Here is a 14,740-nt window from a genome sequence, read left to right as displayed (position 1 = left end):
TCGCCCGGGGTCTGCCCCAGGGGCCGCGCCGGCGGTCGGTCCGGCGGGCGGGAGAACGGGAGCCGCGGTGCCGGTGGCGGGACCGGCGGCGAAGGGCGGCGTCCCGGGGAGGAGTTCCCCGGGGTGGGAGGCGGGCTGGTCCGGCACGGCGGGCGCGAGCCCGGCAGCGCGTGGTGGAAGGGTCGCAGGCTGCGGCGTCGCCGCGCCGGACCGTCGGTCCCTCGGCCGTACGTCACCCGTCGCCCCCCTCGGAATCTGATGTCCCGTCACGTCGCTCCCCGGCGTCAGCTCGTACTCGACGCAGTCCCCCTTTCCGGGACGATACACCAGGACCGTCACTCAGGGACAGGGCAAGAGCACTCTGCGTGACTGACTGGGGGCTTGCGAGGGGCGCGCGCCGGGGGCGCGCAAGGCCCCGAACAGGCAGGACGGGGGCCACGCCGGACCTCAGGTGGTCAGCAGGACGTTCTCCAGGCCCTCCCCCGCCGCGAACCGCCGCAGCTGCCCGGCGATCAACCGCTTGGCGCGCGGCATGAACGCCGAAGTGGAACCGCCCACATGGGGACTGATCAGGACCCCCGGCGCGTGCCACAGGGGGTGCCCGGCCGGCAGCGGCTCGGGGTCGGTGACATCGAGCGCGGCCGTGATCCGCCCCGTCTCCACCTCCTTGAGCAGGGCGGACGTGTCCACGACCGGGCCGCGGGCCACGTTGACCAACAGCGCGCCGTCCTTCATCCGGGAGAGGAAGTCCGCGTCCACCAGGTGCCGGGTCTCCGGCGTGAGCGGAGTGGAGAGCACGACCACATCGGCGCCGGGCAGCAGCGCGGGCAGTTCCGTGAACGGGTGCACCGGCCCGCGCGCCGTGGTGCGCGCCGAGCGCGCGACGCGCACCACCCGGGCGCATTCGAACGGCGCGAGCCGGTCCTCGATGGCCGCCCCGATCGACCCGTACCCGACGACGAGGACCGACTTGTCGGCGAGCGCCGGATAGAAACCGGCCCGCCACTCCTCGGCGTCCTGGCCGCGGACGAAGCCGGGGATGCCGCGCAGGGAGGCGAGGATCAGGGCGAGGGTGAGCTCGGCCGTGCTGGCCTCGTGGACGCCCTTGGCGTTGCACAGGGAGACACCGGGCGGCAGCGAGCCGAGACCGGGGGTGACGTGGTCGATGCCCGCGGAGAGCGTCTGCACCGCCCGGAGGGAGGTCATCGCGGCCAGCGGCCGGACGGCGATCTCCGAACCCTTCATGTAGGGGACGACGTAGAAGGCGCAGTGCGCCGGGTCGGCCGGGAAGTCGGGTCCGCCGTCCCAGAAGCGGTAGCGCAGTCCCGACTCCCCCGGCCCGGGGAGCCCGTCGATCTCGTCCGCGGGTATCGGCAGCCACACGTCGGCGGTGTTCGGTTCGCATGTCATGACCGGGAGGCTATGCGAAGAATCCCGTACCGCATTGGTTACTTTGGGGGGCGGCACAGGGAGGGGTACCGGCAGGTGGAGCGCAGGACTATCGGGGCGACGGCGCTCGACGTGGGGGCGGTCGGCCTGGGGTGCATGCCGATGAGCTGGGGGTACAGCCGGTCGCAGCAGCGGGGGGACCGCTCGTTGCGGGCCGTGCACGCGGCGCTCGACGCCGGGGTGTCCCTGCTCGACACCGCCGACATGTACGGCCCGTTCACCAACGAGCTACTGGTGGGTCGGGTGTTGAAGGAGCGGCGGGCGGACGCCTTCGTGTCGACGAAGTGCGGTCTGCTGGTCGGTGACCAGCATGTGGTGGCCAACGGCCGTCCGGGGTACGTGCGCCGGGCCTGCGACGCGTCGCTGCGGCGGCTGCAGACCGATGTGATCGACCTCTACCAGCTGCACCGGGCGGATCCGGAGGTGCCCGTCGAGGAGACGTGGGGCGCCATGGCCGAGCTGGTGGCGGCGGGCAAGGTGCGGGCCCTGGGCCTGTGCGCGGTCGGCGCGCGGCCGGCGCGGCGCGGCGGGACGGCGGATCCGTACGAGGGAACGATCCGGCAGCTGGAGCGGGTGCAGCAGGTCTTCCCGGTGGCGGCCGTGGAGGCGGAACTGTCGGTGTGGTCCCCGGAGGCGCTGGAGCGGCTGCTGCCGTGGTGCCGGGCGCGGGGCGTCGGCCTCCTCGCGGCGATGCCGCTGGGGAGCGGCTTCCTGACCGGGACGCTGACGCCGGGCGGCGGCTTCGAGCCGGACGACCCGCGGGCCCGCCATCCCCGGTTCACCGCCGAGATGATGGCGGCGAACCAGCCTCTGGTGGCCGGGTTGCGGCGGGTGGCCGCGCGGCACGGGGACGGCGTCACGCCGGCGCAGGTGGCCCTGGCGTGGGTGCTGGGCCAGGGACCGCACGTGGTGCCGGTGCCGGGGACCAAGCGGGAGCGGTGGGCGGTGGAGAACGCCGGGGCGGCCGAACTGCGGCTGACGGCCCGGGACCTGGCGGAGATCGACGCGCTGCCGCCGCCCCGGGGCTCCTGGGACTGAGCGGGACGCGGGCCCGGACGGCGGCGCGCCCCGGTGGTCGGGACCGGTCGGGGACGAGCGGTGTATCAAGGGTGCAGGGATGCCGCCCGACTCGTCGAAGGGGACCGCGCCATGAGCCGTCCTGCTGTTGTGAAGGCCCTCTGGGGTGCCGTCGCCCTCGTCCTGGTGGCGGGCTGCTCCTCGGGAGGTGAGGACGCGGGGACCGGCACGGCGCCGCCGTCCCCGCCGGCCGCCTCGGCCTCCGTGTCCGCCTCCGGTTCCTCCCCCGCGCCCTCCGGTTCGCCGCCGGGCGCCCCGGGCCGGGTGGCGGTCACGGGCACGCTCACCGGGGGGCTGGCATCGCCGTGGGGGCTCGCCGCGCTCCCCGGCGGGGATCTGCTGGTCTCCTCGCGCGACGAGCGGACCGTGACGCGGGTCGACGCCCGGACGGGCGCGAAGAGGGTGCTCGGTGAGGTGCCGGGCGTCGTCCCGGGCGGTGAGGGCGGGCTCATGGGGCTCGCGGTGCGGGACGGCTGGGTGTACGCGTATCTGACGGCGGCCCCGGACAACCGCATCGTGCGCATGCGGTACGGGGGCGGGGCCGGGGACCGTCTCGGCGCGCCCGAGCCGGTGCTGACCGGCATTCCCAAGGGCGTGGTGCACAACGGCGGGCGGATCGCGTTCGGGCCGGACGGGATGCTGTACGCGGGGACGGGTGAGACGGGCGAGACGGGGCTCGCGCAGGACCGGGACTCGCTGGGCGGGAAGATCCTGCGGATGACGCCGGAGGGGAAGCCCGCGCCCGGCAACCCGTTCGCGGGCTCGGTGGTCTATTCCTACGGGCACCGGAATGTGCAAGGTCTGGCCTGGGACGACGCGGGCCGGCTGTGGGCGGCGGAGTTCGGGCAGAACACGTACGACGAGCTGAACCGGATCGAGGCGGGGCGGAACTACGGCTGGCCCGAGGTGGAGGGACGGGCCGGGCGGCCGGGATTCACCGATCCGGTCGCCCAGTGGCCGACGGCGGAGGCCTCGCCGAGCGGGATCGCGTTCGCGCGGGGCGCGGTCTGGATGGCGGGGCTGCGGGGCGAGCGGCTGTGGCGGGTCCCGGTGGCGGGGGCGGGAGCCCCCGGCGAGCCGCGGGCGTTCCTGTCGGGCGAGTACGGGCGGCTGCGGACGGTGCTCGCCGGCGGTGACGGCCGGCTGTGGCTGGTCACCAGCGAGACCGACACCCGGGGCACGCCGGAGCCGGGTGACGACAGGATCCTTCGTCTGGAGGTCGGTTGAGGGCCGGCGGCCGGGGTGTCAGGGGCGGCCGTCGAGGAGGCGGAGCCGGTGGGCCAGGGCGGCGGCCTCGCCCCGGCCGCCGACGCCGAGCTTGGCGAGGATGTGGGAGACGTGGACGCCGGCCGTCTTCGGTGAGATGAAGAGTTCCCCGGCGATCTGCCGGTTGGTGCGTCCGGCGGCGACCAGGCGCAGGACGTCCCGCTCGCGGGGGGTGAGGCCGAAGGCGTCCTCGCCGGCCCCGGCCGGGGCCGGGGGCCGCCGCTCGGGGGCCAGGGAGAGGCGGGCCCGGGCGGCGAGGAGGTCGATCTCCTCGCGGAACGGGCGGGCGCCGAGCGTCACGGCGGTGGCGTGGGCCTCCCGCAGCAGGGCGGCGGCCTCCTCGCGGCGGCCCCCCTCGGCGAGCAGGGCGTCGGCGAGGCGGTGGCGGGAGCGGGCGAGCTGGTGAGGGCGTTCGAGGGGGGTGAAGGCGGCGACGACCTCGGCCCAGCGGGCGGCGGATTCGCGGCCCTCGGCGCGGGCGAGTTCCTCGGAGACCCGTTGCGCGTAGGCCGCCCAGACGGGTGCGGGGGTGGCGAGGGCCCGGACGCAGCGGCGGACGGTGGCGAGCGCCTCCGCGCGTCCCTCCTCGGCGGCGGGCAGACCCCGGCTGTCGGCCTCGGCGACGACGGCGGTGAGGACGAGCGGCCAGCCGTAGCGGTGGGTGCCGGGCGGGAAGCCCGCGTCGGCCGCGGCGGCGAGTTCGGCGCGTACGTCGGCGAGGCGCGCCTCGGCGGCGGCGACGGCGATCGCGACCTGGGCCACCCGCAGGGTGTACTGCGGGATGGGGTCGCGGGTGCCGAAGACGGCGCGAGCCTCGGCGAGCCGGGCGGCGGCGGTGGGGGCCTCGCCACGGGCGGCGGCGATCTGCGCGAGCCGGAGGAAGGCGGAGCCCCGGGGCTTGGAGCTGCCGGCGGAGGAGAGGAGGAGTTCCGACTCGGCGCGGGCCTCGTCCCAGCGGCCCAGGGAGAAAAGGGACTCGGCCTTGTTGCCGCGGATCCAGGCGGCGCTGTCGACGAGGCCACGTGCGCGGGCGAGTTCGATGCCCGCCTCGGCGTGTTCGACGGCCTCGCGGGAGCGGCCGAGGGACTCCAGGGCGGAGCTGATGTTGATGTGGGCGCGGGCGGCCTCCTGGAAGTGGCCCAGCCGGGTGGTGCGCGCCCGGACCTCCTCCATCTCGGCCAGCCCGGCCTCGCGGTCGCCGGCGGCGACCCGGATGGTGGCGAGGGTGAGGCGGGCGCTCAGTTCGATGGCCTCGGCCCGGACGAGCCGGGCGTACTCGACGGCCTGTTCGGCGGCGGCGAGGGCCTCGGGACCGGGGGCCCGGAGCATGCCCCAGCCGGCTGCGGCGACGAGGACGACGGCGTGCACGGCGGAGGGCGGCAGGCCCTTGACGAGGCGCTGGGCACGGGCGATCTCCTCGGCGCCGTCGCCGCGGCCGAGGTTGGACTGCAGGCGGGCCCGCTCGGTCCAGAACCAGGCCGCGCGCAGGGGGTCCGGCTCGTCCGCGCTGTCGAGGAGGCGCAGGGCGGTCCGGCCGATCTTGAGGGCGCGTTCGCGTTGTCCGCTGAGCCGGGCGGCGACGGCGGCCTCGGCGAACAGGTCGACGTGGCACAGGGGGGTGGTGGCGAGATCGCCGTCGGGTGCGGCGGCGTGGAAGACGAGGGGAGGGTAGGCGTCCGCGCGGTCCACGGGCCGCAGGGAGCGGCGGACGTCGTCGGGGACCTCGTCCCAGAGTTCCATGGCGCGTTCGAGGAGCCGGAGCTGTTCGGCGTACGCGTGGCGCTTGCGGGTCTCGACGGCGGCCCGGAGGACGGCGGGGAGAGCCTTGGCCGGATCGTGGGCGTGGTACCAGTACGTGGCGAGACGGGTGGCCCTCTCGTCGGCGCGGACGAGCGCGGGGTCGGCCTCCAGGGCTTCGGCGTAACGGCGGTTGAGACGGGAGCGCTCCCCGGGCAGCAGGTCGTCGCTGACGGCCTCGCGGACGAGGGAGTGGCGAAAGCGGTAGCCGTCACCGTCGGGGACGGGCTGGAGGATGTTGGCGCCGACGGCGGCCCGCAGGGCCTCGATGAGTTCGTCCTCGGTGAGCCGGGCGACGGCGGCGATCAGCCCGTGCTCGACGGTGGAACCGCCCTCGGCGACGATCCTGACGACCCGCTGGGCGTCCTCGGGGAGCATTTCGACGCGGACGAGCAGGAGGTCGCGCAGGGAGTCGCTGAGCTGTCCCGCGGCGCAGCCGGAGGTGTGGGAGACGACGAGTTCCTCGACGAAGAAGGCGTTGCCGTCGGAGCGGGCGAAGACCTCGTCGACGAGGGCGGGGTCGGGATCGGCGGCGAGGATGCCGGTGAGCTGGCGGTGCACCTCGGCACGGGTGAAGCGGGCGAGTTCGATGCGGCGGAGGGTGCGGAGCCGGTCGAGTTCGGCGAGGAGGGGGCGCAGCGGGTGGCGGCGGTGGATGTCGTCGGCGCGGTAGCTGGCGACGACGACGACCCGGCCGCGGCGGAGGGTGCGCAGGAGGTAGGTGAGCAGGTGCCGGGTGGAGGCGTCGGCCCAGTGGAGGTCCTCCAGGACGAGGACCAGGGTGCGGTCGGTGGCGAGCCGTTCCAGGAGCCGTACGGTCAGTTCGAAGAGGCGGGCGGTGGAGTCCTCGTCGGAGGGGTCGTGGCCGCCGGGGTCGCCGAGTTCGGGCAGCAGGCGCGCGAGTTCACCTTCCTGGCCGTCGGCGGCGGCGGTGAGTTCGTCGGGGAGCAGACGGCGGAGCGAGCGCAGGGCGGTGGAGAACGGGGCGAAGGGGAGGCCGTCGGCGCCGAGTTCGACGCAGCCGCCGACCGCGACGACCGCGCCCCGCTCGCAGGCCTCGGCCAGGAACTCCTCGATGAGGCGGGTCTTGCCGACGCCCGCCTCACCGGCGACGAGCAGCGCCTGGGGCTCTCCCGCGGTCGCGCGGGAGAGCGCCTCGGTGAGGGCGGTGAGTTCGCCGGCGCGTCCGACGAAGACGGGGCTGACGGACCTGGTCTCCACGGCGCCGAGCATCGCACAGCCTCCCGCCGCCTCACTCGTGCGGGTCACGCGGCCCGGGCGAAGCGGTCGCGGTCACCGTCGCTCACCCTCCCTGCGGGCCGGGGGCCGCCGGACCGCCGGCCGAAGAGGCGGCGGCCCCGGCGCGCGGCGCCGGCCTCGTGGGCCAGCCGCCGGGCGGCGGCCTCCCGGACGAGCTCGGCGTGGTGGACGCGGTGCATTTCGTAGGCGTACACGGGCACTCCCTGGTTCCTGAGGTGGTGGTGTCGCTCGGGGCGACGCCTCCACTGTCGTGTCCCAGGGGGTACCGGCACATCGGGAGAGTGCCGTATCCGGCGGGCGCCGGGGGTCTTAGACGCGGCCCGGGGATGCCTTAGACGGCGGCCACGGGAGCCCCGGGAACCGGTTGCGCCGGGCGAGGACCGGGGGCGGGCTCCGCGTACGTCCTCCGGGCTCAGGCCCCCGCGGTCCGCGCGGCGCGCCACTCGGGGGCGAGGACGGCCCAGACCTCGGTGTCGGCGCGGGTGCCGCGGTGCGGGTACTTCTCGCGCAGGACGCCCTCCTTCGTCATGCCGAGGCGGCGGGCGACGGCGATGCTGGCGCCGTTCTCGGCGGAGGCGAGCCACTCGACGCGGTGGATGCCGCGCTGCTCCACGGCCCAGTCGATGATGACCCGGCAGGCGCGGGTGACGAGGCCGCGGCCCGCGGCGGAGGGCTCCAGCCAGCAGCCCGCCTCGGCGGTGCCGCCCGCGACGTCCATGGTGCGGAAGAGGACGCCGCCGACGAGGGTGCCGTCCGCCCAGATGCCGTAGATCCGCCCGGTGTCGGCGGCGGCCTTCTCGGCGTACGAGCGGAGGAAGGCGCGGGCGGAGTCGAGGTCGTGCACCACGTCGGGGAGGACGATGTGCCGTCCGACGAACTCGCGGCCCCGGTCCATGTGGGCGAGGAACTCCTCGGCCTGCCAGGGCTCCAGGGGCCTGAGTTCGGCGCCGTCGTCACCCAGCGATATCGCGAACATCGTCTCTGTCCTCCGTGATCGGGACCGTCGTGCGCTGCGTGACGATCTTCGCACGCGCGCCGTCGGCGGCCCGGCACTCGGGGGGTTCGATGCTGATCCGGGGCAGGACGCGGTCGAGCCCGCGGGGCAGCCACCAGTTGGCGCCGCCGAGGAGGTGCATGAGCGCCGGGACGAGCAGGGTCCGCAGGACGAAGGCGTCGAGGGCGACGGCCGCCGCGAGCGCGATGCCGAACATGGCGATCACCCGGTCCCCGGAGAGGACGAAGGCGAGGAAGACGGCGATCATGATGACCGCGGCGGAGTTGATCACCCGGCTGGTCTCGGCGAGGCCGACCCGGACCGCCCGCCGGTTGTCACCGGTCTCCAGCCACTCCTCGTACATCCGGCTGACCAGGAAGACCTGGTAGTCCATGGAGAGGCCGAACAGGACACTGACCATGATCACGGGCAGGAAGGGTTCGATCGGCCCGGCGCTGCCGAGGCCCAGGGCCTCGCTCCCCCAGCCCCACTGGAAGATCGCGACGACGACGCCGAAGGCCGCGGCGACCGCGGCCACGTTCATGGCGGCGGCCTTGAGCGGGATGCCGATCGAGCGGAAGGCCAGCAGGAGGAGGAGACAGCCGAGGGCGACGACGGCGCCGACGAAGAGGGGCAGCTTGCCGACGATGATCTCGGCGAAGTCGTCGTAGGAGGCGGTGAGGCCGCCGACGTGCACCTCCAGGGAGGTGCCGGCCTCCGCCGTGGGGAGCACGTCCTGGCGGAGCCGGTCGACCAGGTCGCTGGTGGCCTGCGACTGGGGCGGGGAGTCGGGGACGACGGTGAGGACGGCGGTGTCGCCGGGGCCGTTGTACGTGACGGGGGAGACCGACGCGACCCCCCGGGTGGCGGTGAGGGCGGCGGGGAGCTGGTCGAGGGCGACCCGGTCGTCGGCGCCGTCGAGCCCGGCGACGAGGGTGAGCGGCCCGTTGACGCCGGGGCCGAAGCCCTCGGCGAGCAGGTCGTACGCCTTGCGCGTGGTGGCGGCGGCGGGGTTGTTGCCCTGGTCGGAGGTGCCGAGGTGGAGCGACAGGGTGGGCAGCGCGAGGACGCCCATGACGACCAGGGCGACGGCGCCGAGGGCCTTGGGGTGCCGCTCGACGAAGGCGGACCAGCGGGCGGCGAAGCCGGTCGGGAGTTCGGGCTGCGGGCCGTGCTCGGCGAGGGCCCGCCGCTCGCGCCGGGAGAGGGCGCGCAGGCCGGCGAAGGAGAGGAGGGCGGGCAGCAGGGTGACGGAGGCGGCGACGGTGAGGACGACGGTCAGGGAGGCCGCGAGGGCGACGCCGTTGAGGAATCCGAGCCGCAGGATCAGCATGCCGAGCAGGGCGATGCAGACGGTGGCCCCGGCGAAGACGACGGCGCGGCCGGTGGTGGCGACGGCGGTCTCGGCGGCCTCGGCCACGGACAGGCCGCGTTTGAGGCCCTTGCGGTGCCGGGTGACGATGAAGAGGGCGTAGTCGATGCCGACGCCGAGGCCGACGAGCATGCCGAGCATGGGGGCGAAGTCGGCGACGGTCATGACGTGGCCGAGGAGCGCGATGCCGGAGGCGGCGGTGCCGACGCTGACCAGGGCGGTGGCGATGGGCAGCGCGGCGGCGGCGAGGGAGCCGAAGGCGAGGAGGAGGACGACGGCCGCGACGGCGACGCCGACGGCTTCGGCGATGTGGCCCTCGGGGGCTTCGGTCAGGGCGACGGCGCTGCCGCCGAGTTCGACCTGGAGGCCGTCGGCGCGGGCGGCCTCCGCCGTGGAGACGAGGGCCTCGGCCTGGGTGAGGGGGATGTCGTCGGCCTGGGCGTGGAAGGTGACGGTGGCGTACGCGGTGCGCCCGTCCTCGCTGATCCGGCCGGGGCCCGCGTCCGGCCCGTAGGGGGAGGTCACCTCCGCGACGCCGGGGAGCGCGGCGACGCGGTCGAGCATGCCGGACACGTGCTGCGCGACGGCGTCGGCGCGGACGCTTCCCCGGTCGGTGTGCCAGACGATGGTGTCGGTGTCGCCGCCGAGGCCCTGGAAGCCCCGTTCGAGCAGGGCGGTGGCGCGGCCGGACTCGGTGCCGGGGACCTCGTAGTCGTCGGAGTACGCGTTTCCCGCGAAGGCGGCCGCCGTCCCGGCCCCGGCGAGGGCGAGAAGCCACAGGAGGACGGCGACGAGGCGGTGCCGGATGCACCACCGGGCGATGGCTGCCAAAGGACGTGCTCCCTGGGTGGTTCGTGGATCTTCGTCGGGAACGGCCCGTGGAGAAGAACGCATGACCTGTGTGGGGCCCACTGTCGCAGCCCGGGGAGATCATTTGCCCGTTTCGTGTCGATCCTCACAGGGGTGGCGGAAGGCCGGTTTCCGACCCGGCCCTCCGCCCGCTCGTCCAGGGGCCGGCTCAGCCGGAGACGCTCGGACGGCCGTTCTCGATGTGCCCCATGAGCCGGCGGCGGAAGCCGTCCGGGCCGGTGACCTCCAGGTCGTACCAGCCGTGCGCGTCGGCGGCGGAGTGCACGACGGTACGGGTCCTCCCGGGCTTCACCGTGACCGTGCGGGTCCAGTCGCCGAGGTCGGCCTCGTCCACGTACCCGAGCGGCCGGACCGTGAAGGAGGCCGGGGCGTCCCCGGTGGCGCGCAGGGTGAGGTGGAGGTCGCGGTCGTGGTGGTCGACGCGGCTGGTCAGCTCGGCGCCGCCGGCGGCGGGGCCCTCGAACTCGCGGCGGAAGCCGTTGGGCCCGGTGATCGTGAAGCGGTAGCGGTCCCCCGGCACGGGGACCCGCCACTCCCCCGCCCCTTGGACGTCGCGGTGCTGCGGGACGTCGAACTCGCCCGCGTACGGGTAGAGGGCGAGGTGCGCGCTCGCCTTCCCCCGGTTGCTGAGCGTGATCCGCACCGAGCCGTCCGCCACGGTGGCGGAGGCGTCCGGCTGGTACGGCAGGGGGCGGGCGGGCCGGACGCCGGGCTCCTGCGCGGGCATCGACTGGACGGCCGGCGGCCGGGGGCGCCAGCGGCCGGTGAACGGCGGGACCGGGCCGGGCCGCTCGACGGGCGGCTGCCGGCGCGGCCGGCGGAAGTCGAAGGCGGAGGTGAGGTCGCCGGTGACGTTCCTGCGCCAGGGGGTGATGTTGGGCTCCTCGACACCGGTGAGGCGTTCCAGGAAGCGGATCACCGAGGTGTGGTCGAAGGTCTCGGAGCAGACGTAGCCGCCGATCGACCAGGGCGAGACGACGAGCAGCGGCACGCGGACGCCGAGGCCGACGGGCAGGCCCTTCCAGCGCTCGGCCTCCCCGGCGGGGTCGTCGGCGCCCGGCACCGGCGGCGGCACGTGGTCGAAGAAGCCGTCGTTCTCGTCGTAGTTGATCAGCAGGACGGTGTGGCGCCAGACCTCCGGGTGCGAACCGAGGGCGTCGAGCACCTTGTGGACGAGGGTGGCGGAGGCGACCGGCGAGGAGGAGCCGGGGTGCTCGGAGTCGATCGCGGAGGGGACGAGGTAGGACACCTCGGGGAGGGTGCCGGCGGCGACGTCGGCGCGGAAGGCGTCGGCGAGGGTGCCGGTCTCGACGCGGCGGAGCCCCCGCTCGAAGAGGGAGCGCTCGGCGTCGGTGAGGGTCGCCACGCCCTCCTCCAGGAGGCCGAGGAGCCTCGCCCGCCCGGCGGGGTCGGCGGTCTCGCGGACGGCGGCGTAGAAGGACTCCATGAAGGTGTGTCCGCCGGTCCGCGCGAGCGCCTTGCGGGCGATCTTCTTGAAGCGGGTGAAGAACTCGATGTTGTTGTCGGTGAAGTTCTCCCACTCGGTGTACGTCTTCCAGCTGCGCCCGGCGGCCTCCAGGCGCTCCGCGTAGGTGGACCAGCCGTAGCCGGGGTGGGTGTCCTCGGCGTACGCGGCGTTGGTGACGGCCCGGCCGCCGTCGGCCTCGTACCCGGTCCAGCCGGACCACAGGTGGTTGCGGTTCGGGCTCGTCGAGGTGTGGACGGAGGAGTGGTAGGCGTCGCAGACGGTGAAGGTGTCGGCGAGCTCGTAGTGCAGCGGGATGTCCTGGCGGTCGTAGTACGCCATGGCGGCGGCGGTCTTGGCCGGGACCCAGCCGTCCATCCACCCCCCGCGCCAGGCCTTGGCGCCGCCGCTCCAGGAGTGGTCCAGGTCCCCGATGTACTGGAGGTCCTTCTTCTGCGTCTCGGCGGCGCCCCGCACGGGGAAGGGGAGCACGGTGCGGCCGGCCCCGGCGGGCTGCTCGAAGACGGAGGTGCCGGAAGGCAGTTCGATCGCGTTGCGGTCGCCGAAGCCGCGGACGCCGCGGAGGGTGCCGAAGTAGTGGTCGAAGGAACGGTTCTCCTGCATGAGGATCACCACGTGCCGGACGGCCGCCAGACCGCCCGCCGGCGGCTCCGCGGCCATCGCGGCCTGAAGGGACGGCGGAAGCAGCGAACCTGCCGTGGCGGCGCCGAGGGCGCCTCCGCCCAGTGCGAGGAGCCTTCTGCGGGACATCTCGGGTGACACGACCGACCTCCAGTCGACGGCCAATGGTTCGCCTTCGAGCCATTGGATGGTTCGCCGGGGACGGTAGTGAGCCGGGATGACGGGGAGAAGACCCGGTGACGGCCGGGTGGTGAACGTCCAAGAGCCCGGCACACGAGTCCAAGCGGAATCCGGCCACGGCCGGGTGGGGCCGGGGCCGGAAGGACCGGGGGCCGGCGCCGGGCCGTGGCCGGGGCCGGCCGGCGGGTCTGGGCGATGGGCTCCGGGCGGCGGGCGGCGGGTCTGGGCGGTGGGCTCCGGGCGGTGGGCGGTGGGTTCGCGGGGCCCGGGACCGCGCCCCTCGACCGGGCTCGGGCGGGCGGTGGGAGCGGGACCGGGAAGGGCCGGGTCCCGGCGCCGGGTTCAGGCGGGCGGGCGACGGGGTGCGGCGCCCGGGGCGGTCAGCGGCGCGGGGTGCGGAAGTGGATGCGTTCGCCCTGCTTGCCGAAGAGGCTGAGCAGTTCCACGCTGCCCCGTCCGGCCGCGCCGAACCAGTGCGGGATCCGGCAGTCGAACTCGGCCGCCTCACCCGCGCCCATGACGAAGTCCTGGTCGCCCAGCCGCACCCTGAGCCGCCCCCGCAGCACGTAGAGCCACTCGTGCCCGTCGTGCGTCCGCAGGTGCGGCTCCCCGTCGTGCGCCGGGACGACCATCTTGTACGCGCGCGGTTCCGCCTGCTGCCGCGACAGCGGGATCAGGACGCGGCCGTCCTTCCGGCTGGGCTCCTGCGGCACGCGCGGGTCGAGGACCCGGGGCGCGGCGACGATCTCGTCCAGCGGGATCCCCAGGGCGGCGGTGACCGGCAGCAGCAGCTCCAGGCTCGGCTTGCGCCGGGCCGACTCCAGCCGGGACAGGGTGCTGGTCGAGATGCCGGTGGCGCGGGCCAGCTCGGCCAGGCTGACGTTCTTCTTCTCGCGGGCGCGGCGCAGCCGGGGAGCGATCTGCTCGATCACGGCGTCGACGCTCGGTTGCCGTTCCATGGCGGGCAGCCAACCGCGTCGTCCCGGAAACGGCAACGGAGTTCGCCGGAATCGACCGGATCCCGTGATCCTCCCGGTGGAGGTGATCCGCATGGATCTGATGACCGACGGCACGGTCCGGACGGCCCCGGGACCGTCCTCCGGCAGGTTGCCTGCCGGTGTCCATCTGCTCGGTTTCAGCCTGTTCGCGATGGGGACCGCCGAGTTCCTGCTGGCCGGCGTGCTGCCGGCGGTGGCCGAGGACCTCGGTGTCCCGCTCTCCTCGGCCGGGTTCCTGATCACGGGGTTCGCGCTGGGCGTCGTGGTCGGCGGCCCCCCGTTCGCCGTGCTGAGCCTGCGCTGGCCGCGTCGTACCGCGCTGGTCGTGGCGCAGGCCGTCTTCGCCGCGAGCATCGCCGCCGGACTGCTGGGTGACTACCGGGTCCTGCTCGTCAGCCGGGTGGTGGCGGGCATCGCGTACGCGGGCTTCTTCGCCGTGGCGTCGGTGACCGCCATCGGGCTGGTGACGCCGGAGCGCAAGGCCCGCGCCTCCGGCGTCGTCGTCAGCGGGCTCAGCGTGGCCATGGTCGTCGGCGGTCCGGCGGGGACGCTGCTCAGCCACTTCACCGAGTGGCGCGGCGGGTTCTGGGCCGTGGTGGCCCTCACCGCCGCCGGCGCGGCCGGCTGCCTCGCCGGCATTCCCGCCGCCTCGGCGGCCGACCGGCCGGCCACGCGGAGCCCGGCGCGCGAGTGGGCGGCGATGCGCAGGCCGCGGCTCTGGGGCGTCTACGCGGTCACGATCCTGACCACCGCGGCGTACATGATCACGTTCAACTATCTGGCGGCTCTGCTCGCGGGCGTGACCCGGCTCCCGGAGGTCTGGATCCCCGCGGTCCTGGCGCTGTTCGGGGCCGGGGCGTTCGCCGGGCTCTCGCTCGGCGGACGCGTCGCCGACCGGCGCCCGCACCTCGCGCTCCTCGCCGGCGCGGTGGGGATCGTGGTCCTCTCGGTGCTGATGGTGGCGGCCGTCCGGCACGTCTGGGCGGTGGTGCCCACCGTCCTGCTGCTGGGCGTCGCCTCGTTCGTCCTCAACCCGGCCCTGTACGGGCGGGTGTTCACGATCGCCGCCGACGCGCCGACCCTGGCGGGCGCGACGACGGTGTCGGCGTTCCAGCTGGGCATCAGCCTCACCCCCGCGCTGGCCGCCGCCGCCCTCGCGCGGGGCACCGCGCTCACCGCGCTCTGCCTGATCGGCGCCGGCCTCGCCGCGGCCGCCGTGCCCTTCGTCCTCCTCGACCGGCGCCCCGGGCACATCGGCCGGAGGTGACACGAACGGGGGGTGGGGGGGCGGGCGGGCGGCCCGGGCCCCCCCCCCCCCGGCCGCGGGGGGCGGGGGCGGCCCCCCCGGGGCCCCCCCCCCACCCCGGGGA

10 protein-coding genes are annotated in these 14,740 nt (G+C 75.2%); 3 read left to right on the top strand and 7 right to left on the bottom strand.

Annotation, left to right across the window (positions count from 1 at the left end):
- Nucleotides 1-447: 447 nt before the first annotated feature.
- Complete coding sequence (locus RIF68_RS09210) at nucleotides 448-1,410, bottom strand: 2-hydroxyacid dehydrogenase (protein WP_309050652.1); 963 nt, start codon at nucleotides 1,408-1,410, stop codon at nucleotides 448-450.
- Between the two features lie 75 nt (nucleotides 1,411-1,485).
- Between RIF68_RS09210 and RIF68_RS09205 the strand changes: the two genes are divergently transcribed.
- Nucleotides 1,486-2,487, top strand: coding sequence for an aldo/keto reductase (locus RIF68_RS09205; RefSeq protein ID WP_309050651.1), 1,002 nt, complete (start codon nucleotides 1,486-1,488; stop codon nucleotides 2,485-2,487).
- Between the two features lie 111 nt (nucleotides 2,488-2,598).
- Nucleotides 2,599-3,753 (top strand): PQQ-dependent sugar dehydrogenase, encoded by a 1,155-nt coding sequence (locus RIF68_RS09200; RefSeq protein WP_309050650.1) that lies wholly within the window; start codon nucleotides 2,599-2,601, stop codon nucleotides 3,751-3,753.
- A gap of 18 nt (nucleotides 3,754-3,771) precedes the next feature.
- Here RIF68_RS09200 and RIF68_RS09195 read toward each other — a convergent pair whose 3' ends face one another.
- The 6 genes from RIF68_RS09195 to RIF68_RS09170 form a co-directional block, all read right to left on the bottom strand.
- Nucleotides 3,772-6,822, bottom strand: coding sequence for an AAA family ATPase (locus RIF68_RS09195; RefSeq protein WP_309050653.1), 3,051 nt, complete (start codon nucleotides 6,820-6,822; stop codon nucleotides 3,772-3,774).
- A gap of 32 nt (nucleotides 6,823-6,854) precedes the next feature.
- Complete coding sequence (locus tag RIF68_RS09190; RefSeq protein ID WP_309050649.1) at nucleotides 6,855-7,043, bottom strand: hypothetical protein; 189 nt, start codon at nucleotides 7,041-7,043, stop codon at nucleotides 6,855-6,857.
- A 218-nt stretch (nucleotides 7,044-7,261) separates the two neighbouring features.
- Nucleotides 7,262-7,825 (bottom strand): GNAT family protein, encoded by a 564-nt coding sequence (locus RIF68_RS09185; RefSeq protein ID WP_309050648.1) that lies wholly within the window; start codon nucleotides 7,823-7,825, stop codon nucleotides 7,262-7,264.
- Complete coding sequence (locus RIF68_RS09180) at nucleotides 7,803-10,046, bottom strand: MMPL family transporter (protein WP_309050647.1); 2,244 nt, start codon at nucleotides 10,044-10,046, stop codon at nucleotides 7,803-7,805. The genes RIF68_RS09185 and RIF68_RS09180 overlap by 23 nt, the downstream gene beginning before the upstream one ends.
- A 187-nt stretch (nucleotides 10,047-10,233) precedes the next feature.
- Nucleotides 10,234-12,333 (bottom strand): phosphocholine-specific phospholipase C, encoded by a 2,100-nt coding sequence (locus RIF68_RS09175; RefSeq protein WP_309050646.1) that lies wholly within the window; start codon nucleotides 12,331-12,333, stop codon nucleotides 10,234-10,236.
- Nucleotides 12,334-12,752: 419 nt separating this feature from the next.
- Nucleotides 12,753-13,331: an XRE family transcriptional regulator gene (locus RIF68_RS09170; RefSeq protein WP_309050645.1), complete on the bottom strand. Its 579-nt coding sequence runs from the start codon at nucleotides 13,329-13,331 to the stop codon at nucleotides 12,753-12,755.
- 91 nt (nucleotides 13,332-13,422) lie between these two features.
- Between RIF68_RS09170 and RIF68_RS09165 the strand changes: the two genes are divergently transcribed.
- Nucleotides 13,423-14,637 carry an MFS transporter gene (locus tag RIF68_RS09165; protein WP_309050644.1) on the top strand — a complete coding sequence of 405 codons (1,215 nt, stop codon included), beginning with the start codon at nucleotides 13,423-13,425 and terminating at the stop codon, nucleotides 14,635-14,637.
- Nucleotides 14,638-14,740: the final 103 nt, after the last annotated feature.

This window comes from Streptomyces sp. (assembly GCF_031178505.1).
Taxonomy (GTDB): Bacteria; Actinomycetota; Actinomycetes; order Streptomycetales; family Streptomycetaceae; genus Streptomyces; species Streptomyces gulbargensis.
This window is presented reverse-complemented; position numbering and strand designations above follow the sequence as displayed.

Coding starts and splice junctions, on each gene's coding strand:
- RIF68_RS09200 (WP_309050650.1), top strand. CDS start 2,599: ATGAGCCGTCCTGCTGTTGTGAAGGCCCTCTGGGGTGCCGTCGCCCTC.
- RIF68_RS09170 (WP_309050645.1), bottom strand. CDS start 13,331: ATGGAACGGCAACCGAGCGTCGACGCCGTGATCGAGCAGATCGCTCCC.
- RIF68_RS09165 (WP_309050644.1), top strand. CDS start 13,423: ATGGATCTGATGACCGACGGCACGGTCCGGACGGCCCCGGGACCGTCC.
- RIF68_RS09195 (WP_309050653.1), bottom strand. CDS start 6,822: ATGCTCGGCGCCGTGGAGACCAGGTCCGTCAGCCCCGTCTTCGTCGGA.
- RIF68_RS09210 (WP_309050652.1), bottom strand. CDS start 1,410: ATGACATGCGAACCGAACACCGCCGACGTGTGGCTGCCGATACCCGCG.
- RIF68_RS09185 (WP_309050648.1), bottom strand. CDS start 7,825: ATGTTCGCGATATCGCTGGGTGACGACGGCGCCGAACTCAGGCCCCTG.